The organism is Xanthomonas sp. NCPPB 4467 (assembly GCF_041475665.2).
Classification (GTDB): domain Bacteria; phylum Pseudomonadota; class Gammaproteobacteria; order Xanthomonadales; family Xanthomonadaceae; genus Xanthomonas; species Xanthomonas dyei.
Genome location: NZ_CM191260.1, coordinates 2601691 through 2622372, shown reverse-complemented (window position 1 = coordinate 2622372; position 20682 = coordinate 2601691). Strand labels below are relative to the sequence as shown.

Genomic DNA, 20682 nt, shown 5'->3' with positions numbered 1-20682 from the left:
AAAACAGTGACGGAATTCCGGCGGGCACGCTTGAGCTCGCCCATCATGTCGGGGAGTTCCCGACAGACTGTCAGGAAAATCATCAGTCACCTCACCTGACTCCCTGATTAGAAACCCGTCGCTTTGTCCTGCAAGATGCGTTCCATCGCTGCTGCGTGCAGCGCCCTTCGGAAGCGCTTCCATGAAGACGACCATTTCCGCCCAGCTTGGCCAGCAACTGCACCTCACCCCGCAGCTGCTGCAGTCGATCCGTCTGTTGCAATTGGACGGCATGCAGTTGGAACTGGAAATCCGTCGTGCCCTGGAAACCAATCCGTTGCTGGAGTTGGAAGAGCTGGCCGATAACGGGGACGAGGCCACCACCAACGACGATGGCGCCGACGATATCGCTGCGTTCGACGAGCTGCCGGAAAGCACGATGTGGGACGTGCAGAGCAGCAGTTGGAACGATGGCGACGACGACCGCATGCAGCGCGTGGCCGCCGGCGAGTCCACCGATCCGCATGTGCGCATCCTGCGCGACCTGGCGCTGGACCTGGACGAGGCCGCTTTGGGGGCCGCCGCGTTCTGGTTGGAGCAGACCGACAATGCCGGGTATCTGACCGAGGCGCTGTCGACGCTGCAGCAGCTCGGCGCCACGCGCCTGGGGATGACCGTCGAGGCAGTGGAAGCGATCCGTCAGCGCCTGCTGCACGGGGACCCGGCCGGGCTGGCCGCCTGCGACCTGCGCGAGTGCCTGCAAGCCCAGTTGAACGCCCTGCCCGGCCGCGTCCCGGCCCGTCATCTGGCCGCACGCATCCTGTCCGGCGATCTGGATCTGCTGGCCAGCCACGACTACGCGCTGCTGGCGCGTGCGCACGATGCCGAAGTGGACGACGCGCGCGAAGCGGTGCGGCTGATCCTGTCGCTGCAACCGCGCCCGGGCGACGACCTGCTGCAGGAAAGCAACGCCAGTGTGATTCCGGATGTGCTCGCCTGGCATGCGGATGGCAGCTGGCGCGTGGCGTTGAATCCGGCCACCACGCACCGCGTCAGCATCAACCCGGTACACGAACGCGCATTGGCCGAGGCCGGCGATGCCGCGCAGCCGCTGCGCGACATGCTGCAGGAAGCGCGCTGGCTGACCCGCGGGCTGTCGATGCGCTACGAAACCCTGCTGCGCGCCACGCGTGCGATCGTCGAACGCCAGGCCGCCTTCCTGGCGCGTGGCGAAGAAGCGATGGCACCGCTGACGCTGAAGGAAATCGCCGACGAGATCGGCATGCACGAATCGACGATTTCGCGCATTACCACCGGCAAATATCTGCAAACCCCGCGTGGCACCTTCGAACTCAAACATTTCTTCGCCGTGCGGCTGGAAGGCGCCAGCGTCTCCGGCCAGGCGGTCAAGGCCATGGTGCGCCGTTTGATAGAGAGCGAGCCGGCGGGCCGCCCGCTGGCCGACGAAGCCATTGCCGGCCTGTTGTCGCGTCAGGGCGTTAATATTGCGCGAAGGACCGTGGCCAAGTACCGCGAACAACTCGAGATCGCCCCGGCCCGCGAGCGCCGCCGTAACAACAAACCGCTGCTTGCGCGAGCGGGATAAGGACTACTATGAGCAAACTCACCGTGCTGCTGGTCGACGACCACGAGGGCTTCATCAACGCTGCGATGCGTCATTTTCGCAAAGTGGAGTGGCTCAACATCGTGGGCAGTGCCGCCAATGGACTGGAAGCGATCGAGCGCTCTGAGTCGCTGCGCCCCAATGTCGTGCTGATGGATCTGGCCATGCCCGAGATGGGCGGCCTGCAGGCCACGCGTCTGATCAAGACGCAGGACGATCCGCCGTATATTGTCATCGCGAGCCACTTCGACGATGCCGAGCATCGTGAACACGCTCTTCGCGCGGGTGCTGACAATTTTGTCAGCAAGCTGTCCTATATCCAGGAAGTCATGCCAATCCTGGAGGGCCTGACGGAAGGAGCCAGGAATGAGTGAGTCCCGCATTCTGCTAATCGACAGTGACGCCGTGCGCGCCGAGCGCACCGTGTCGCTGCTCGAGTTCATGGACTTCAATCCCCGCTGGGTCACCGACGGCGCCGACATCAATCCTGGCCGTCACCGCCACGATGAGTGGATGGCGGTGATGGTGGGCTCGGCGCAGGACGCCGCGCAGGCCGATAAATTCTTCGACTGGCTGGCCGATGCCAAGCTGCCGCCGCCGGTGCTGTTGATGGAAGGCAGCCCGATCACATTTGCGCAGACCCACGGCCTGCACGAAGCCAATGTCTGGGCATTGGACACCCCCCTGCGCCATGCACAGCTGGAAGCCTTGCTGCGCCGCGCGAGCCTCAAGCGTCTGGATGCCGAGCATCAGGCCGGCGTGCAGCAGGACACCGGTCCAACCGGCAACAGCGAGGCGGTCACCCGCCTGCGTCGCTTGATCGACCAGGTGGCCGCGTTCGACACCACCGTGCTGGTGTTGGGCGAATCCGGTACCGGCAAGGAAGTGGTCGCCCGCGCCATCCATCAACATTCGCCGCGCCGCGACGGGCCGTTTGTCGCCATCAATTGCGGCGCGATCCCGCCGGATCTGCTCGAAAGCGAACTCTTCGGTCACGAAAAAGGCGCCTTCACCGGCGCGCTGACCACACGCAAGGGTCGTTTCGAAATGGCCGAAGGCGGCACCCTGCTGCTGGACGAAATCGGCGACATGAGCTTGCCGATGCAGGTGAAGTTGTTGCGCGTGCTGCAAGAGCGCAGTTTCGAGCGCGTTGGCGGTGGCCAGACCATCCGCTGCAACGTGCGCGTGATCGCCGCCACCCACCGCAACCTGGAAACCCGCATCAGCGACGGGCAGTTCCGTGAGGATCTGTTCTATCGCCTCAACGTGTTCCCGATCGAAATGCCGGCGTTGCGCGAGCGCGTCGACGATCTGGCCATCCTGGTGCAGACGATTGCCGGCCAGCTGGCGCGTACCGGGCGCGGCGAAGTGCGCTTTGCCGATGAAGCCTTACAGGCGCTGCGCAGCTACGACTGGCCGGGCAATGTGCGCGAACTGACCAACCTGGTGGAGCGCCTGGCGGTGCTGCATCCCGGTGGCCTGGTGCGCGTGCAGGACCTGCCGGCGCGCTATCGCGGCGATTTTGCATCGTCCATTCCGGTCGAGCTGCCGCCGGAACCAGCCTTTGTGGCGGCGCCCACCGACGCTGGCGCACTGCCGAGCAACGTGGTGACGCTGCAGCCCAAGACGGCCGATGCCGAACCGGCCGCTGCCGCCAGCCTACCCGACGACGGCATCGATCTGCGTGGCCACATGGCCACCATCGAGCTGGCCTTGATCAACGAAGCCCTGGAACGCACCCAGGGCGTGGTTGCACATGCGGCCCAGTTACTCGGCCTGCGCCGCACCACGCTGGTGGAGAAGCTGCGCAAGTACGGCATCGACCGCGAGCAGACCGAGCTGGCGAACTGAGCGGGCCACGGCTCCGCCAACGCCCGCTGGCATAGCGCTTGCTTCAACAGGATCACTCCGTCCGCAGTCACCGGTTGCGGCGGAATCCCGACATTCACCCGTCCCAGCGAGGCATTGATGCCCATCCCCGTCACCAGTCCGCTGCTGCCGCCGCTGGAAGACTTTCTGCCGTATCTGGAACGGATCTGGACCAGTCGCATCCTCAGCAACGGCGGCGAGATGCACCGTGCGCTCGAGCAGGCGCTGTGCGACTACCTGGGCGTGCCGCATCTGGCCCTGTTGACCAACGGCACCACGGCATTAATCACCGCCTTGCAGGCGCTGCGCATCACCGGCGAAGTCATCACCACGCCCTACTCCTTCGTGGCCACGGCGCACTCGTTGCTGTGGAAGAGCATCACTCCGGTGTTCGTGGATATCGACCCGGTGACGCTCAACATGGACCCGTCCAAGATCGAGGCGGCCATTACCCCGCAGACCACCGCGATCATGCCGGTGCACTGCTATGGCACCGCGTGCGACACCACTGCGATCACGCGCATCGCCGACATCTACAACCTCAAGGTGATCTACGACGCGGCGCATGCGTTCGGCGTGCGCGATGCCGGCGGCTCGATCCTGCGCCACGGCGACCTGAGCGTGTTGAGCTTTCATGCCACCAAGGTGTTCAACACTTTCGAAGGCGGCGCCATCGTGTGCCCTGATGAGAGAACTTATCAACGCATCGGGCATCTGAAGAACTTCGGCTTCGTCGACGAAACCACGGTGGTCGCACCCGGCATCAACGGAAAGATGAATGAGATCAGCGCCGCGTTCGGTCTGTTGCAGCTCAAGCACATCGACGAGGCCATTGCGCAACGCGGCGCGATCGACGCGCAGTATCGGCAGCGGCTGAGCGCAGTGCGCGGCATCCGCTGCGTGGCATCGCCGCAGCATTCCAGCGCCAATCACGCGTATTTTCCAATCCTGGTGCAGGACGACTACCCGCTGTCGCGCGATGCGTTGTATCAGTTGATGCGCGAACACGGCATCCTGGTACGGCGTTACTTCTATCCGTTGATCAGCGACTTCCCGATGTATCGCGCCCTGCCCTCGTCGGCGCCGGCGTGGTTGCCGGTGGCGCGCTCGGTGGCCGCACAGGTGCTGTGCCTGCCGATCTTTCCCGGCCTGCACAGCGATCAGGTCGACACCATCGCCGACCTGATCGCCGGCGCACAGGCAACATGATCGCAACACGCTGCACCTGCATTTCAGACTCCCATCTCTTCAACCGGCAACCAGGCGAGATCGCATGACCCAGGCAACATTTATCGAGAACTTCCTCTCCGCCACCGACTTCCAGGAACCGGTGGAGGTCACGCTGGACACCGTGCTGCTGGAATTGCCGGAGTGGGATTCGCTGGCCGCGCTGGGTGTGATCGTCATGTTCGACATGGAGTACGGCAAGACCATCACCGGCGAACATCTCACCACCGCCGTCACCGTGGGCGATCTCTACACACTGACCGAGGCGTAACATGCCGACCTCCACGCTGCACAACGTCCGCTTTGCCGGCATGGCGACCTGCGTGCCGAAGCGGGTCGTGTCCAACCTCACCGACTGCCGGCCGCAGATCCGTTCCGAGCGCGAGCGCCTGGTGCGCAACATCGGCATCGAGACGCGCCGCATGGCCTCGGAGTGGCAGTGCTTTTCGGACCTGGCCTTCGATGCGACGGAAGTGCTGCTGGACAAGCTGCAGTGGAAGCGCGAAGAGATCGACGCACTGATTGTGGTGACGCAATCGCCGGATTATCCAATTCCGGCCACCGCAATCATCCTGCAGGACCGGCTGGGGCTCTCGCACGCCACGGTCGCCTTCGACGTCAACCTGGGCTGCTCGGCCTACCCGTTCGGCATCAACCTGCTCGGCTCGATGATCGCCGCCGGCGGCGTCAAGAAGGGTTTGCTGCTGGTCGGCGACCGCAGCGCCAATCTGGAAGACCCAATCTTCTCCGACTCCGGCACCGCCACCGCGCTGGAGTTCAGTGCCGACGCGCCGCCGATGTATTTCGACCTCAACAGCGATGGCAGCGGCTACAAGGCCATCATCCTGCCGGTGGGTGGTCAACGCGAACCGGTTGCCATGCAGCACCTGATTCCGTTCCGCGAAGAACCCGATGGCCCCTGGCGCCGCGCAACCGACCTGATCCTGGATGGCGTGGCGGTGTTGAGCTTCTCCACTCAACGTATTCCACCGGCGGTGCAGAAGCTGCTCGACTACACCGGCGTTTCCAAGGATGAGATCGATTACTTTGTGTTCCATCAAGCCAACCGGATGATCAACGAGACCATTCGCAAGAAGCTCGGCCTTCCGGTGGAAAAGGTGCCCTCCACGTTGCGTGATTTCGGCAACTCCAGCGGCGCTTCGCTACCAGTTACCATGAGCGCGCGCATTAACAAGGAACTCGAAGCTGGCCCCAAGCGCGTGCTGCTGTGCGGCTTCGGCATCGGGCTGTCGTGGGGCACTTGCCTGCTCGACATCGAAGGAGCCGTTTTTCCGGATGTGATTGAATCGTGAGTATTGCCCCAGACCCGTTCTCGCTCGCCGGCAAACGCATCCTCGTCACCGGTGCCTCCTCGGGTATCGGCCGCCAGATCGCTATTTCCTGCGCCGAACTGGGTGCCCATTTGGCGATCAGCGGACGCGACCTTGCGCGACTAACGTCCACCCTGGAGGTGTTGCCGGGTGACGGGCACGTGGCAATTGCGGCAGACCTTGACCGGCAGGAGGACATCGATCGCTTGGTCGCCGACGTCGGCGTATTGGACGGGCTTGCACACGCGGCCGGGATTTCCCGGCTAGTTCCGCTGCGCCTGGTCAATCGGACGCATTTGGACGACATTTTTTCCAGCAACACATTCGCACCGATGCTGCTGACTCGTGGCCTGCTGGCGAAGAAGCGAATCGCTGCGAACGGCTCGCTGGTGTTCGTCGCTTCGGTCGCTTCGCACATCGGGCCGATGGCGAGCAGCGCCTACGCAGCCAGCAAGAGCGCCCTGCTCGGCATGGTGAGATCGCTGGCGCAGGAAGTTGCCAAAAGCGGCATTCGCGCCAACTGTATCGCCCCGGGTTACGTGCGCACGCCGCTGCTAGATGGCTTGCAGGGTAGCGGCGGCAACATGGAAGGGCTGTTCGAACTAACACCACTTGGCATGGGCGAGCCGGAGGACGTCGCCTACGCCACCACGTTCCTGCTGGCCGATGCGAGCCGCTGGATTACGCGTAACTATTTCGTCGTGGACGGCGGCCTCACCGTGCCGATGGATATCTACGCATGAACACGTCCGCACGCAACGCGTTTTCGCTCGAGGGCAAGACAATCCTGGTGACGGGAGCGTCGTCGGGACTGGGTCGGCAGATCGCTATCGCCTGCGCACAGCGAGGCGCCCGTATCGTTCTCGCTGGCCGCGACAAAGACCGCCTCGCACACACCCACGCGCAGTTGCAGGGAACGGGCCACGTTGGCGTGCTCGGCGACCTGACCAGCGCCGCCGATCGCGAGACACTGGCAGTTGCGGCCGGCGCGACGGTACATGGCGTGGTGCACTGCGCTGGCATGCAGAAGCACTGTCCGATCCGGCAACTGACCGAGGCGGCGATGACCGAGATGTACACGGTCAACTTTCTCGCTCCGGTGATGCTGACGCAGCGCCTGCTGCAAGCAAATGCCATCGCCCCGCAGGGCTCGATCGTGTTTATGCTGTCCACTGCCGCGCACCTAGGCACGCGCGGCGTGGGGCCGTATTCGGCGATGAAGGCTGGCCTTATCGGCATCATCAAGTGTCTGGCTCTGGAACAGGCCAAGCGCAGAATCCGGGTCAACGGCATTTCCCCGTCGGCCGTGGCCACGCCGATGTGGGGCGCCGACCAGCTTGAGGCGCAGAAGGCGCGGCATCCGCTGGGCCTAGGGGAGCCGCAAGACGTGGCCAACGCAGCCGTCTACCTGCTAGCGGACGCCAGTCGCTGGGTCACTGGAACCAGCCTGGTTATGGACGGTGGCGCGATCCTATGACTCATCCAGTTTTGATTGTTGGCGCCGGCGGATGGGGTCGCGAGGTCCTGGCGCAGATGCAGGGCGATCCGGCCTGCGGAACGCAGTGGCGTCTGGTCGGCTTTCTCGACACGCGGCCGCAGATACTTGATGGTCTGAACTGTGACCTGACCATTGTCGGCAGCCCGCTCGCATATCAGCCGCGAGACGAAGAACGCTTCGTCTGCGCGATCGGCGATCCGCATGCGCGCCAGCGCTACGCGCAGCCGTTGCTTGCGCAAGGCTCGCAATTCATTCCGATCATTACCGGCGCCTTCCTGAGCCCCCGCGTGCACATCGGCCAGGGCTGCTTCCTGAGCCATCGCGTACAGCTCAGCCCCGACGTGTGGCTGGGCGACTTCGCCAACGTGCATGCCAATACCATGCTCGGGCACGACGTCCATGTCGGTGATTACGCGCAGATCGGGGCGATGACCTTCGTCGGCGGCGGCGCGCGAATCGGTAAGCACGCCATCGTGCACCCACATGCCACCATCCTGCCCGGCATCCATATCGGCGACAGCGCCGTCGTCGGCGCCGGTGCGGTCGTGGTGAAGGACGTGCCGACAGGCGCCAGCGTATTCGGCAACCCTGCCCGAGTCATTTACCACAAGGATTCCTGAGGAAGCCCGCCGATGCGATCGCGAATGCACCCCAGCTACTACCTGTCGACGGAGATCTTCGAGCGTGAACAGCGCAAGATCTTCCGCAAGGTCTGGCTCTTTGCCGGCCTTAAGATGCTGCTGCCTGATAACAACTGTTTCATCACACGCAAGCTCGCCGGCATTCCGGTGTTGATCCAGAACTTCCATGGCCGGCTTCGCGCGTTCGAGAACGTCTGCCTGCACCGCAGCGCGCTGCTGCAGACCACTGCGGTGGGAAAGCGTCCGCTGGTCTGCCCTTACCATGCATGGAAGTACGACGCCGACGGTCGGGTCGAGAACATTCCCGAATGCGATGCCCTCTATGGCTTCGGCAATGAGGAACGTCATGGTCTGAAGCTGCGCGAGTTCGCTTTGCGCGAGGTGGGCAATCTGCTGTTCGTCAACCTCGACGACACGCCAATGCCACTAGAGGCGCAGTTCACGCCGGAATTTCTGCGCTCGCTAGAAAGCAGTTCCAGTATCTACGACAGCGAGGTCATGGTGACCACCTGGCAAGGCCGATATAACTGGAAGCTGGCCTACGAAAACCTGCGCGATGCAAACCATCCGCGATTCGTTCACCCAAAAAGCCTGGCGCGCACGGTCAAGTTCATTCCGCGCATCGATCGTGCGCTGCTGGAGGACTCTTCGCAGCCGCTGGCCGACACCAGCCAAGCCGGCCTCCGCCGCGAGATGGCGCGGTTCAGTAGTGGCGGCGCTGACGCCCCGCTCCCCGAGCTCAAGCACGTCGGCTGGCACGACAAGGTGCAGCGTTGGGGCGATCAAGACGTCTACTACAACTGGCTGGCGTTCCCGAACATGCACATTGCCAGCGCCAACGGCGGCCGCTCATTCACGCTGGAGAACCATACCCCGGTGGCGCCGGACCGCACCGACCTGGAGATCTACTGGTTCACGGCGCGCAAGACTCAGCCCTATGCGGGCTCGCACCAGGTGCTGCTGGCGCAAATGCACGGCAGCAAATTGGTAGTTGGCGAAGACGTGGAAATCTTGGAGCAGGTGCAAGCTGCACTGCACGCCGACGCGCCAGTGCCATACCAGGGCGCCTACGAGTCGACCAACCGGCTGGTCGAACGCTGGTACGCAACGTTAATGGAGAGCGATCATGGCATCTAGGTGGATCGTGGGCGCCGGCCCGTTCCTGGACGTGGTGGTTGACACCTGGCAGCAGGCGCTGCCGGACGAGTCGTTACAGCGGCTGGAGATCCCCATGCGCGAGGACCATACGTTCGACATCGAACCTCTTCAGCGCATCGATGGCGACAACCGTGGTGCGTTCGTGGCGTTCGATGAGCGCTTCGGCAACTTCAGACGCATGGAGCTGATGCGCGCGGCGATGGAACGCGGGCTGCGGCTGGAGCCGTTCGTGCACCCGACCGCACTGGTTGCGCGCAACGCATCGATTGCTGCCAACGCCTTCATCGGCCCCTATGCGGTCATCGGACACGGCTGCCAGATCGGCTACAACAGCGTGGTCCTTGCAGGCGTGCAGATAGGACACGGGACTCGTATCAAACCCTCGTGCTGGATAGAAGGCGGGGTACAGGTATGCGCGCATGTAGAGGTGGAAAGCCATTGCACTATCCGTGCCGGCACGGTGCTCCAGCGCGGCATCAAAGTCGGCCGCGGCTGCGAACTGGGGTGGCCGCAAGCCTATGCCCACGATATCCCGGCCCGGACCGTGTTCGACCCGCGCTACGACGCACCGATCCATGTATATGGCCAGTAATCCATTGGAGGCGGCAAGATGAAAGACTACGCGCTGAAAAGCGGCGAGCGATACCACACCCTCGACCCGAACCTTGTCGGCGGAGACCACTTGTGGCGATACCGTTACGCGGCTTCTCGCCTCGCCGGTGGCGACCGACAGCTATTCGGCGCAGACGTCTTCTGCGGCTCCGGCTATGGCGCCGCGCTGGTGGCGCGCCAAACCCAGGCATCAATCCTCGCGATCGACGGATCGGAAGAAAGCATCGCCTTCGCCGGGAGCAAGATCCACGCGCCGAACATCATCTGGGCGGCCAAGTTGTTCCCCTTCGATCTGCCCGATGGATGTTTCGATTTCGTCATGAGTATGGAGTCGATGGAACACGTGAAGAATCACGAAGCATTTTTCTGGGTGTTGACGAAATCATTGAAGCGCGACGGGCAGCTTTTCATTTCCTGTCCCAACGAAAACGTCATGCCCTACACGGGCTACAAGTGGCACTACCGCCACTTCGTTCCTGCGGAGGTGCGTGCGCTCGCTCGCGAGAATGGGCTGGAGGAAGTCGCTGCATTCTCGACCGTATGTTGCGGATTCAAGGATGGCAAGACCGCAGTGTTCTATCCGCACCAGATGGGTAATGACCAGCCACGGGATGTCGAAGTCGGCGACACCATGTTCTTCGAATTCCGGAAGCACTGACATGCGCATCTACGCCGCCGGCTGGGCTCTGCAGAGCCCAGCGCTCAACTTCTTCAAACGATTTCTGCGACTGAATGCGATGCAACTGTCCGGCATCATCTACCCGCGCCAGATACCGGACGACCTCGACGGCATTAGGGTGCTGGACTTTGATGCCGCCCGCAGCGTGGTGCGCATGGACGACATTGTCCTTGAGTGCCACCGCCCCGGTCTGGCGGATGTGCGGCTGGGTGCCGATCTGCGGGACTTCTTTGCCACGCTGGGAATCCGAACGCAGGGGGTTGCCGAGTTCATCAGAGACCTAGTGGACCAGGACCATGGGGACCGGTTGCGCTTTCCCCTCGCCGGCGTCACGTCGTCGGACCTGCGCAGGCTGCGCGATTGTCCCGTACCGCATCTCATCGGCAACGGCTTCGCCGATCTGCGCTCGCACCAAGTCGCCATCCAGTTGGACGCGATCGCCAGGAGCTGCGATTGGGACCAGATGCTTGCCTTCGACGACGACCGGACGCCGGACGACGAGCTGCGCTTCTTGCTCTGCGATCTGTACGCGTATGGTGCGCTCAAGCGCGTACATGTGCTGGACACGCCACTGCCCTTTCTGGAGGCGCTGCTGAGTTGGCGAATCCAGGAGCCCGACGCCGAATTGGACGTGGAGTTGTCGACCGCTGCTGCCGAAGCGCTGGGGCCACAGCTGGAATTCTACCGGCGCAGCCTAGGCTGCCTGCCTGTCGCCGAGGCGATGACCGACGCCGTTTATTTGTCCGGTTCCGCCGACGCGATCGCTTCTCTTCACCCCGAGCGCGCCGTCGTCCCTTCGGTGTTTTTCATGCGACGTTCGATCCTGGACCTGGATACCCTTCGCCACGCGCTTGATTCGCGCCCGCACCGGCTCTTGCTACGTCAGCCAGACACCGATCCGGGCAACCTGATCGCAGCGCTGCTGAACTGAAAGAAAAGCGCCTGGACCCAGATGCCCTGTGGGCCGCCACCTATTGCCGAACGCCGGCCGCGTTGGACTCCCTGTTTTCGAATCTCCCCGACGAAATGTTACGAGTCCTAGTTATCCAATCCTCGAACACGGTCCGCCCTGCATGACCTCCACCACCCTCGTCAGCATCGTCATGCCGACCTACAAACCTGCGTACTTCACGCAGGCGCTGGATAGCGTGCTGGCGCAGACCTACACGGCGTTGGAGCTGGTGATCTGCGACGACAACGGAGATGGCGCGATTGCGGCGTTGCTGGAACCCAGGCTGGCAGACGCACCCTTCCCGATCCGCTATCACCGCAATCCGTCGCGGCTAGGCGAACTCGGCAGCACTCTCGAGGGCATCGCGCTGGCACAGGGCGAGTACGTCAAATTCCTGCACGACGACGATGTGCTGGAGCCGGACTGTATTGAGCAGCTGGTGGCGGCGATCGAGCGCAATCCAGGCACGGCGATGGCATCGTCGCGTCGGTTGCGCATCGACGACGACGGTGCGCCGTTGCCGGACATCCTGGCCACCTGCTTTCCGTTTGCCGACGATGCGTTGATCGACGGACCGGAGCTGGTGTCGTTCCTGGCAGACCACACCATCAACTTCATCGGCGAGCCGAGTTGCGTGCTGTGTCGGCGCGCCGATCTGCTGGCTATGGGCACTGACTTGATGTCGTTGAACGGTAAGCCGATCCATTGGGTCGGCGACCTGGCGATCTACGTCAAGCTGCTGCGCCACGGCAACCTGGCGCTGCTGTCCAGGCCGCTCACGCACTTTCGGGTGTCCAATGCGCAGTTCAGCCAGGCAGGTCGTAATCAGCCCGGCATCGGCGACCAGGGCCACGAGGATCTGCGCCAGGGCATCCGCCAGCTGGGTTGGCGGCGCGAGACCAGCGACAACCGGCAGGTGCGGGTTGCGCCGCTCAGCCCACACAAGGCGCGGGTGTTCAAGTCGGTGGACCTGGTCAATGCGTTGATGCAAAGCGCCGGCATGGCCGAGCGGGTGTCGCCGGCCACCTGGCTGGGCGTGCGCCATCCCAGCGATGTGCAGCGCGCGTTGATCGATGCCCGCCTGCTGGCGCATGCCGGCGGGCCACGCATTGCGGTGATGCTGATCGACCGCGATGGCGATGCCGCCGCAGTGGCCGCAACCCAGGCCAGTATCGATGCGGTGGCCTGCTATCGAAATCAGCAGACCTGGTTGGTCGGCAGCGCACCGCACCAGCTGGCCGAGCACGGCGAGCGTGCGGTACTGATTGACGACGCGGGTCTGGTGGCCGCACTCAACCAGGCCATTGCAAGGCAACAGGAGGTCGATTGGGTGGTGCTGGTGGATGCCGGTAGTGTCTTTACGACCAGCGGCCTGACGATGTTGGCGCTGGGCATGATCGGGCTGCCCGAGCAGTGTCAGGCGGTCTATGCGGACGAAGTGGTCGCGCTGGACACCGCGCAGCTTGGGCTGGCGTTGCGGCCGGCGCTGTATCTGGATGCGCTGTTGAGCGCGCCGTCCACGCTGTCGCGGCACTGGCTGTTCCGCCGCAGCAGTCTGGTGGCCGACGGCGGTTTTCCGGCAGACCTTGGGCAGGCCTTCGAACTCGGCTATCAGCTTGGTCTGGTCGAGCGTTACGGCCTGGCCTGCGTGCAGCACATCGCCGAACCCTTGTTGGTTGCCGCGGCCCAGACCCGGCACACCGATGCGGACGAGCAACATGCCATTGCCCGCCATCTGGCCGCGCGCGGGTATGCGGACGCGCGCGTGCACAGTGCCGGCCCTGGTCGGCATGCGGTGGATTACCAACATACCCAGCAGCCGCTGGTCAGCATCCTGGTGCTGGTCGATGGCCGTTTGCCGCAGGTGCAGCGCTGCCTGGAAAGCATCCTGGCCAACACGACCTACCCGCATTACGAAGTGCTGCTGCTGGATCGCGCCAGCAGCTCCCCGGATCTGCGCGATTGGCTGGCCGGCATCGAAGCGCTGGGCATGCAGCAGATCCGCGTGCTGCGCTTTGCCGCGGAGCCTGCGCGTGAAGCGGTCTGCAACGCGGCCGCCGAGCATGCTCGTGGGGACGTGCTGCTGTGGCTGTCGGCCGGCGCTGCGGTGATGAAGGCCGATTGGCTGCAGCAACTGCTCAACCACGCACTCCGCCCGGAAGTGGGCGCGGTGGCGGGCAAGTTGCTGCGCGGCGACGGCACCGTGCATCACGCCGGCCTGCTGCTGGGCTTGGGGGCACCGGTGGCGCGCGCGTTCGAAGGCAGTGCGTTCGACGAATCCGGCTATCTGCAGCGCCTGCAGCTGGATCAGAACTACACCGCCTTGAGCGGCGAGTGCCTGATGCTGCCGCGCCAGCTATTTATCGACGCAGGCGGCTTTGCGCTGGAGCCGGCACTGGCGCAGTGGAGCGATGTCGACCTGTGCCTGCGCCTGCACCAGGCCGGGTACTTGAATGTGTTTGCCGCGCGCGCGCAGCTGTTGATCGACCCACCGGAGCAGATGCCTACCACTGCGCTGGACGAAGAGGCGATGTACGCGCGCTGGCTGCCGGTGATGGCCAACGACCCCGCCTACAACCCGGGGTTTTCGCTGGACCCCGGCGCCGGCTTTGCGCTGGCCGACCCGCGCGCCAGCTGGCGGCCGTTGCAGTCGTGGCGGCCGCTACCGAGCGTGATCGCACTACCGGCCGATATCGAAGGCTGCGGACACTACCGGGTGATCCAACCGCTGCGCGCCCTGCGCGAGGCCGGGCTGGCCGAGGGCGTGTTGTTCAACGGCTATCTGGAGATCAGCGAGCTGGCGCGTCAGGATCCTGACGTAGTCATCCTGCAACGTCAGGTCGGCGAAGCGCGGCTGGAGGCGATGCGGCGCATGAAGGCGTTGTCGCGTGCGTTCAAGGTCTACGAGCTGGACGACTACCTGCCCAACCTGCCGCTGAAAAATACCCATCGCGCGCAGATGCCCAAGGACATTCTCAAGACCGTGAGGCGCGGGCTGGGCCTGGTGGACCGGTTTGTGGTGTCCACGCCTGCACTGGCCGAAGCGTTTGCCGGGCTGCACAGCGATATCCGCGTAGCCGAAAACCGCCTGCCGCCGCATTGGTGGGCGGCGTTGCCGGAACGCAACGTCCGCCACGGCGGCAAGCCGCGGATCGGTTGGGCCGGCGGCGCCAGTCATACGGGCGACCTGGAACTGATCGCAGACGTGGTGCGCGAACTGGCCGACGAGGTCGAATGGGTGTTCATGGGAATGTACCCGTACGCGCTGCGCCAGCACGTGCACCAGTTCCAGCCGGGCGTGCCGATCGATCACTACCCGGCCGCGCTGGCCGCGCTGGATCTGGATCTGGCGCTGGCACCGGTGGAGCAAAACCTGTTCAACGCGTGCAAAAGCAATCTGCGACTCTTGGAATATGGCGCCTGCGGTTATCCGGTGATCGCCAGCGACGTGCGTTGCTACCAAGGCAACCTGCCGGTGACGCTGGTGAAAAACCGCTACCGCGACTGGATCGGCGCCATCCGCGAGCACTTGGCCGACCCGGACGCGGCGCGCGCCAAGGGTGCGGCCTTGCGTGAGGTGGTGCGGCGCGACTGGATGTTGAGCGGCAGCAATCTGGAGCGTTGGCGGGAGGCGTGGTTGCCGGATTAGCGCGGGGACGCTGCTTCAGCGTTCTCCCGCTTGCGGTAGAACGGATGCGTGGCTGTGTGTGAATTGACGGTGGTGCCCTCATCCGGCGCTGCGCGCCACCTTCTCCCGCCAGCGGGAGAAGGGAAAGCCTGGCTGCACGCGACTGGTTGGCTGCGCGCAACTGGTCGGTTGTACTGCACCTTGTCGCCCACCGACTCCCTTCCCTCGCTTGCGGGGGAAGGTGCCCGAAGGGCGGATGGGGCGATATCGCTGCAACGTTCCCGCCGACAGGCGCGACAGGAATACCCCCGTGCCGGAATCCCGGCGCGATTTCGGCACGCCGCTTGCATTGGTGTGGATGCCTCCCTGGCTGACCGCACCCATGAGCGACTCCGTTACCTCGATTCTTTCGCAGATCCGCAGCTACCAGACTCAGATGGGCCAAGGCCAGATGGGTGCGGTGGGCGATGCGGCGCGCGGCAATCAGATCCAGGGACTGGCTGGCGCACAGGGAACGCCGGCAACCCAGGCGCCCAGCTTCAGCGAGACCTTGCGCGGCGCCATCGGCGGCGTCAACGAGGCCCAGCAGAAATCCGGCGCGCTGGCCAAAGCATTCGAAATGGGCGACCCCAGTGCCGATCTGGCACGGGTCATGGTCGCCTCCCAGCAATCCCAGGTGGCCTTCCGCGCCACCGTGGAAGTCCGCAACCGTCTCGTCCAGGCTTATCAGGACGTCATGAACATGCCGCTGTAAAGGTTGACGACACATGGCTCTCGCGATCACCAAAGAAAACATGAACCAGAACGCCGAAAAGGCGGGCCAGTGGTTCGACCGTGTCCGCAGCCTGCAGATCACCCGCAAGCTGACCATGATGGCGATGATCGCCCTGGCGGTGGGTGCCGGCCTGGCGGTGTTCTTCTGGTCGCAGAAACCGGGCTATCAATCGCTGTACACCGGCCTGGACGAAAAGGGCAACGCCGAGGCGGCCGACCTGCTGCGCACCGCGCAGATCCCGTTCAAGATCGACCAGGGCACCGGCGCCATCTCGGTGCCGCAGGACCGTCTGTACGACGCGCGCCTGAAGCTGGCCGGCTCCGGCCTGACCGGCAAAGAGACCGGCGGCGGTTTCGAGCTGATGGAAAAGGACCCGGGCTTCGGCGTCAGCCAGTTCGTGGAAAACGCCCGCTACCAGCACGCGCTGGAAACCGAACTCTCGCGCACCATCAGCACCCTGCGCCCGGTGCGCGAGGCGCGGGTGCATCTGGCCATTCCCAAGCCCAGCGCCTTCACCCGTCAGCGTGACGTCGCCAGCGCCTCGGTGGTGCTGGAGCTGCGCGGCGGCCAGGGCCTGGAGCGCAACCAGGTGGATGCCATCGTCAATCTGGTGGCGTCCAGCATCCCGGACATGACGCCCGAGCGGGTGACCGTGGTCGACCAGAGCGGCCGCATGCTCTCCATCGCCGACCCCAACAGCGACGCCGCCCAGCACGCCGCGCAGTTCGAACAGGTGCGTCGCCAGGAAAGCTCCTATAACCAGCGCATCCGCGAATTGCTGGAACCGATGACAGGGCCGGGCCGGGTCAACCCGGAAGTCAGCGTGGATATGGACTTCTCGGTGGTCGAAGAAGCTCGCGAACTCTATAACGGCGAGCCGGCCAAGCTGCGCAGCGAGCAGGTCAGCGACAGCAGCACCAGCGCCACCGGCCCGCAGGGTCCTCCGGGCGCCACCAGCAACAGCCCCGGCCAGCCGCCGGCTCCGGCGGTCGCCGGTGCGCCGGGCACCCCGGCCGCCGCCAACGGCCAGGCCGCCGCCCCGTCCGCGCCGACCGAAAGTTCCAAGAGCGCCACCCGCAATTACGAATTGGACCGAACCTTGCAACACACCCGTCAGCCGGCCGGCCGCATCAAGCGGGTGTCGGTGGCGGTGCTGCTGGACAACGTCCCGCGCCCCGGTGCCAAGGGCAAGATGGTCGAGCAACCGCTCACTGCCGCCGAGCTCACCCGCATCGAGGGCCTGGTCAAGCAGGCAGTGGGGTTCGACGCGGCACGTGGCGACACGGTGTCGGTGATGAATGCCCCATTTGTGCGGGAAGCGGTTGCGGGCGAGGAAGGCCCCAAGTGGTGGGAAGACCCGCGCGTGCAGAACGGTCTGCGCCTGCTGGTCGGTGCGGTGGTGGTGCTGGCGCTGCTGTTCGGCGTGGTGCGCCCCACCCTGCGTCAACTCACCGGCGTGACCGCGGTCAAGGAAAAACACCGCAAGGGCGGCAACGATGGCACTCCGCAGAACGCCGACGTGCGGATGGTCAACGAAGACGACGACCTGATGCCCGGCCTGGAAGAAGACACCGCGCAGATCGGTCAGGAAAAGAAGATCCCGATCGCCCTGCCGGACGCCTACGAAGAGCGCATGCGTGTCGCGCGCGAAGCAGTCAAAGCCGATTCAAAACGTGTCGCACAAGTCGTGAAGGGATGGGTCGCCAGTGAAGCCTGATACACAACCGATGACCGGAGTGCAGCGCGCCGCCGTGCTGTTGCTGTCGCTGGGTGAAAGCGACGCTGCCGAAGTGCTCAAGCATATGGACCCCAAGGAGGTGCAGAAGATCGGCATCGCCATGGCCACCATGACCGGCATCTCGCGCGATCAGGTCGAGAAGGTGATGGACGACTTCAACGGCGAACTGGCCGGCAAGACCTCGCTGGGCGTGGGTGCCGACGACTACATCCGCAACGTGCTGATCCAGGCGCTGGGCGCCGACAAGGCCGGCGGCCTGATCGACCGCATCCTGCTGGGCCGCAACACCACCGGCCTGGATACCCTGAAATGGATGGACCCGCGCGCGGTCGCCGACCTGGTGCGCAACGAACACCCGCAGATCATCGCCATCGTGATGGCGCATCTGGATAGCGACCAGGCCGCAGAGGCGCTGAAGCTGCTGCCCGAGCGCACCCGCGCCGACGTGCTGCTGCGCATTGCCACCCTGGACGGCATCCCGCCGAATGCGCTGAGCGAGCTCAACGACATCATGGAGCGCCAATTTGCCGGCAACCAGAACCTGAAGTCGTCGAATGTGGGCGGCATCAAGGTGGCCGCCAACATCCTCAACTTCCTGGACACCGGCCCGGAGCAAGGCGTGCTGGGCGAGATCGGCAAGATCGACGCCGACCTGGCCAGCAAGATCCAGGACCTGATGTTCGTGTTCGACAACCTGGTGGATCTGGACGACCGCGGCCTGCAGACGCTGCTGCGCGAAGTCTCCGGCGAGCGCCTGGGCCTGGCCCTGCGCGGCGCCGACACCAAGGTGCGCGAAAAGATCACCCGCAACATGTCCCAGCGCGCTGCCGAGATCCTGATCGAAGACATGGAAGCGCGTGGCCCGGTGCGCCTGGCCGACGTGGAAGCGGCGCAGAAGGAAATCCTCACCATCGTCCGCCGCCTGGCTGACGAAGGCGCCATCAGCCTCGGCGGCGCCGGTGCAGAGGCCATGGTATGAACGACGTGGTCACCCGCTGGCTGGCCCCCGACCTGCACATGGCCCTGGCCGCGCCGGAACCGGAGTTCGACGAACCGGCCGTGTACGAGCCGGTGCTGCGCCCGCCGACCCTGGAAGAAATCCAGGCCATCGAAGACGCCGCCCAGCAGGAAGGCTTTGCCCGCGGCCATGCCGAAGGCTTTGCCCAGGGCCAGTCCGAGGTGCGCCGTTTGACCGCGCAGATCGACGGCATCCTGGACAACTTCACCCGCCCGCTGGCGCGGCTGGAAAACGAAGTGGTCGGCGCGCTCGGCGAGCTGGCCGTGCGCATCGCCGGCCAGCTGGTCGGGCGTGCCTACCAGGTCGAACCGCAACTGCTGGCCGACCTGGTCGGCGAGGCCGTGGATGCGGTCGGCGGCGCCGGCCGCGAGGTCGAAGTGCGCCTGCACCCGGACGACATCACCGCGCTGCTGCCGCATCTGGCGCCCAGCAGCACCACCCGCGTGGCCCCGGACATGAGCCTGAGCCGCGGCGACCTGCGCGTGCACGCCGAAAGCGTACGCGTGGACGGCACCCTGGAAGCGCGCCTGCGGGCCGCGCTGGAGACAGTCATGCGCAAATCCGGAGCGGGCCTGTGAGCGCCCTGTTCGGCGCCACCCCGGCCGATTGGCTGGATGCACGCAATCTGCGCCTGGCCACCCGCCTGGGCACCCTCGGCCTGGAACCAACCGCCGGCCGCACGTTGATCCGCGAAGGCATCCTGCGCCGCGCCGTCGGCCTGACCCTGGAAGCCACCGGCTGCGAAGCGCCGATGGGCGCCACCTGCAAGGTCGAAGTCGATGGCGGCTGGGTGGATGCCGAAGTGGTCGGCTTTGCCGGCGAACGTACCTATCTGATGCCCAGCGCCGAACTGCACGGCCTGCTGCCCAACGCCCGCGTGGTGCCTTCGCGGCGCCGCGGCGGCGTGGAAGTGGGCGAAGGCCTGCTCGGCCGCGTCATCGACAGCGATGGCACCCCGCTGGACGGCAAAGGCCCGATCCGCGGCGAAGGCAGCGTCAGCATGGCCGGCATGTCGATCAACCCGCTGGCGCGCGAGCCCATCACCACCTCGCTGGATGTGGGCGTGCGCGCCATCAACGCCATGCTACCGATCGGCCGTGGTCAGCGCGTGGGCCTGTTCGCCGGCTCCGGTGTCGGTAAATCGACGCTGCTGGGCATGATGACCCGCTTCACCTCGGCCGACGTCATCGTGGTCGGCCTGATCGGCGAACGTGGCCGCGAAGTGCGCGATTTCGTCGAAACCACCCTGGGCGAAGAAGGCCTGCGCCGCGCCGTGGTCGTGGCCGCCCCGGCCGACCGCCCGCCGCTGGCGCGCCTGCATGGCGCCTACCGCGCCACTGCCATTGCCGAATGGTTCCGCGACCAGGGCTTGAACGTGTTGTTGCTGATGGATTCGCTGACCCGCTTCGCCCAGGCGCAGCGCGAGATCGGCCTGTCGGTCGGCGAGCCGCCCACCACCCGCGGCTACCCGCCGTCGGTGTTCGCCAAATTGCCGGCGCTGGTGGAACGTGCCGGCAACGGCGCCAAGGGCCGCGGCTCGATTACCGCGTTCTACACCGTGCTGACCGAAGGCGACGACCCGCAGGACCCGATCGCCGACGCCGCCCGCGCCATTCTGGACGGCCATATTCTGTTGTCGCGTCGGGTTGCCGACAGCGGCCTGTACCCGGCCATCGACCTGGAATCGTCGGTCAGCCGCGTGGTGCAGGACATCGCCGACGAACCCTGGCGCCTGCGTATCCGCAAGCTCAAGCGGCTGCTCTCTGCCTACACCGCCAACCGCGACCTGATCGCCATCGGCGCCTACCAGCGCGGCAGCGACCCGGCCACCGACGAAGCATTGGCGCGCTGGCCGGAGATCGTCGAATTCCTTGGCCAGGACGTCCACAAGGCATCGCTGCTGAGCGACAGCCTGTCCGCGCTGCAGCAGCTGGTGGAACCCGAGAATTAATC

19 protein-coding genes are annotated in these 20682 nt (G+C 65.0%); all 19 read left to right on the top strand.

Annotated elements, in window-relative coordinates; translation table 11 throughout:
• The first annotated feature begins 181 nt into the window (after positions 1-181).
• On the top strand, positions 182-1585 hold the full coding sequence (rpoN, locus tag ACCQ06_RS11355) for an RNA polymerase factor sigma-54 (protein ID WP_316692457.1): 1404 nt from the start codon (positions 182-184) through the stop codon (positions 1583-1585).
• 8 nt (positions 1586-1593) lie between these two features.
• A complete protein-coding gene (locus ACCQ06_RS11350; protein ID WP_005997154.1) occupies positions 1594-1977 on the top strand; it encodes a response regulator in 384 nt (127 codons plus the stop codon).
• On the top strand, positions 1970-3454 hold the full coding sequence (locus tag ACCQ06_RS11345) for a sigma-54 dependent transcriptional regulator (protein ID WP_055854474.1): 1485 nt from the start codon (positions 1970-1972) through the stop codon (positions 3452-3454). Before ACCQ06_RS11350 ends, ACCQ06_RS11345 begins: the two co-directional genes overlap by 8 nt.
• Before the next feature lie 117 nt (positions 3455-3571).
• Positions 3572-4681: a DegT/DnrJ/EryC1/StrS family aminotransferase gene (locus ACCQ06_RS11340; protein WP_055854477.1), complete on the top strand. Its 1110-nt coding sequence runs from the start codon at positions 3572-3574 to the stop codon at positions 4679-4681.
• Positions 4682-4745: 64 nt separating this feature from the next.
• Positions 4746-4970, top strand: coding sequence for an acyl carrier protein (locus ACCQ06_RS11335; protein WP_316692456.1), 225 nt, complete (start codon positions 4746-4748; stop codon positions 4968-4970).
• Between the two features lies 1 nt (position 4971).
• Entirely contained in the window at positions 4972-6012 is a 1041-nt protein-coding gene (locus tag ACCQ06_RS11330) for a ketoacyl-ACP synthase III (RefSeq protein WP_316692455.1), read from the top strand.
• Positions 6009-6773 (top strand): SDR family NAD(P)-dependent oxidoreductase, encoded by a 765-nt coding sequence (locus ACCQ06_RS11325; protein WP_316692454.1) that lies wholly within the window; start codon positions 6009-6011, stop codon positions 6771-6773. The genes ACCQ06_RS11330 and ACCQ06_RS11325 overlap by 4 nt, the downstream gene beginning before the upstream one ends.
• The gene (locus tag ACCQ06_RS11320; RefSeq protein WP_316692453.1) at positions 6770-7507 is read left to right on the top strand and encodes an SDR family NAD(P)-dependent oxidoreductase; all 738 of its coding nucleotides are present in this window, start codon (positions 6770-6772) and stop codon (positions 7505-7507) included. The genes ACCQ06_RS11325 and ACCQ06_RS11320 overlap by 4 nt, the downstream gene beginning before the upstream one ends.
• Positions 7504-8148, top strand: coding sequence for a NeuD/PglB/VioB family sugar acetyltransferase (locus tag ACCQ06_RS11315; RefSeq protein ID WP_316692452.1), 645 nt, complete (start codon positions 7504-7506; stop codon positions 8146-8148). Before ACCQ06_RS11320 ends, ACCQ06_RS11315 begins: the two co-directional genes overlap by 4 nt.
• A 12-nt stretch (positions 8149-8160) precedes the next feature.
• A complete protein-coding gene (locus ACCQ06_RS11310) occupies positions 8161-9306 on the top strand; it encodes an aromatic ring-hydroxylating oxygenase subunit alpha (protein ID WP_316692451.1) in 1146 nt (381 codons plus the stop codon).
• Positions 9296-9919 carry an LbetaH domain-containing protein gene (locus tag ACCQ06_RS11305; protein WP_055854493.1) on the top strand — a complete coding sequence of 208 codons (624 nt, stop codon included), beginning with the start codon at positions 9296-9298 and terminating at the stop codon, positions 9917-9919. The genes ACCQ06_RS11310 and ACCQ06_RS11305 overlap by 11 nt, the downstream gene beginning before the upstream one ends.
• A gap of 18 nt (positions 9920-9937) precedes the next feature.
• Complete coding sequence (locus tag ACCQ06_RS11300; RefSeq protein WP_316692450.1) at positions 9938-10597, top strand: class I SAM-dependent methyltransferase; 660 nt, start codon at positions 9938-9940, stop codon at positions 10595-10597.
• A gap of 1 nt (position 10598) precedes the next feature.
• Entirely contained in the window at positions 10599-11549 is a 951-nt protein-coding gene (locus ACCQ06_RS11295) for a hypothetical protein (protein ID WP_316692449.1), read from the top strand.
• A 172-nt stretch (positions 11550-11721) separates the two neighbouring features.
• A complete protein-coding gene (locus ACCQ06_RS11290) occupies positions 11722-15219 on the top strand; it encodes a glycosyltransferase (protein ID WP_316692579.1) in 3498 nt (1165 codons plus the stop codon).
• Between the two features lie 361 nt (positions 15220-15580).
• Entirely contained in the window at positions 15581-15952 is a 372-nt protein-coding gene (fliE, locus tag ACCQ06_RS11285; RefSeq protein WP_170068689.1) for a flagellar hook-basal body complex protein FliE, read from the top strand.
• A gap of 13 nt (positions 15953-15965) precedes the next feature.
• Positions 15966-17690 (top strand): flagellar basal-body MS-ring/collar protein FliF, encoded by a 1725-nt coding sequence (fliF, locus tag ACCQ06_RS11280; RefSeq protein WP_228325195.1) that lies wholly within the window; start codon positions 15966-15968, stop codon positions 17688-17690.
• Positions 17691-17700: 10 nt separating this feature from the next.
• Complete coding sequence (gene fliG, locus ACCQ06_RS11275) at positions 17701-18690, top strand: flagellar motor switch protein FliG (protein WP_055854507.1); 990 nt, start codon at positions 17701-17703, stop codon at positions 18688-18690.
• The gene (locus tag ACCQ06_RS11270) at positions 18687-19307 is read left to right on the top strand and encodes a FliH/SctL family protein (protein ID WP_055854509.1); all 621 of its coding nucleotides are present in this window, start codon (positions 18687-18689) and stop codon (positions 19305-19307) included. Before fliG ends, ACCQ06_RS11270 begins: the two co-directional genes overlap by 4 nt.
• Positions 19304-20680, top strand: coding sequence for a flagellar protein export ATPase FliI (gene fliI, locus ACCQ06_RS11265; protein ID WP_005997126.1), 1377 nt, complete (start codon positions 19304-19306; stop codon positions 20678-20680). The genes ACCQ06_RS11270 and fliI overlap by 4 nt, the downstream gene beginning before the upstream one ends.
• The last annotated feature ends 2 nt before the right edge of the window (positions 20681-20682 follow it).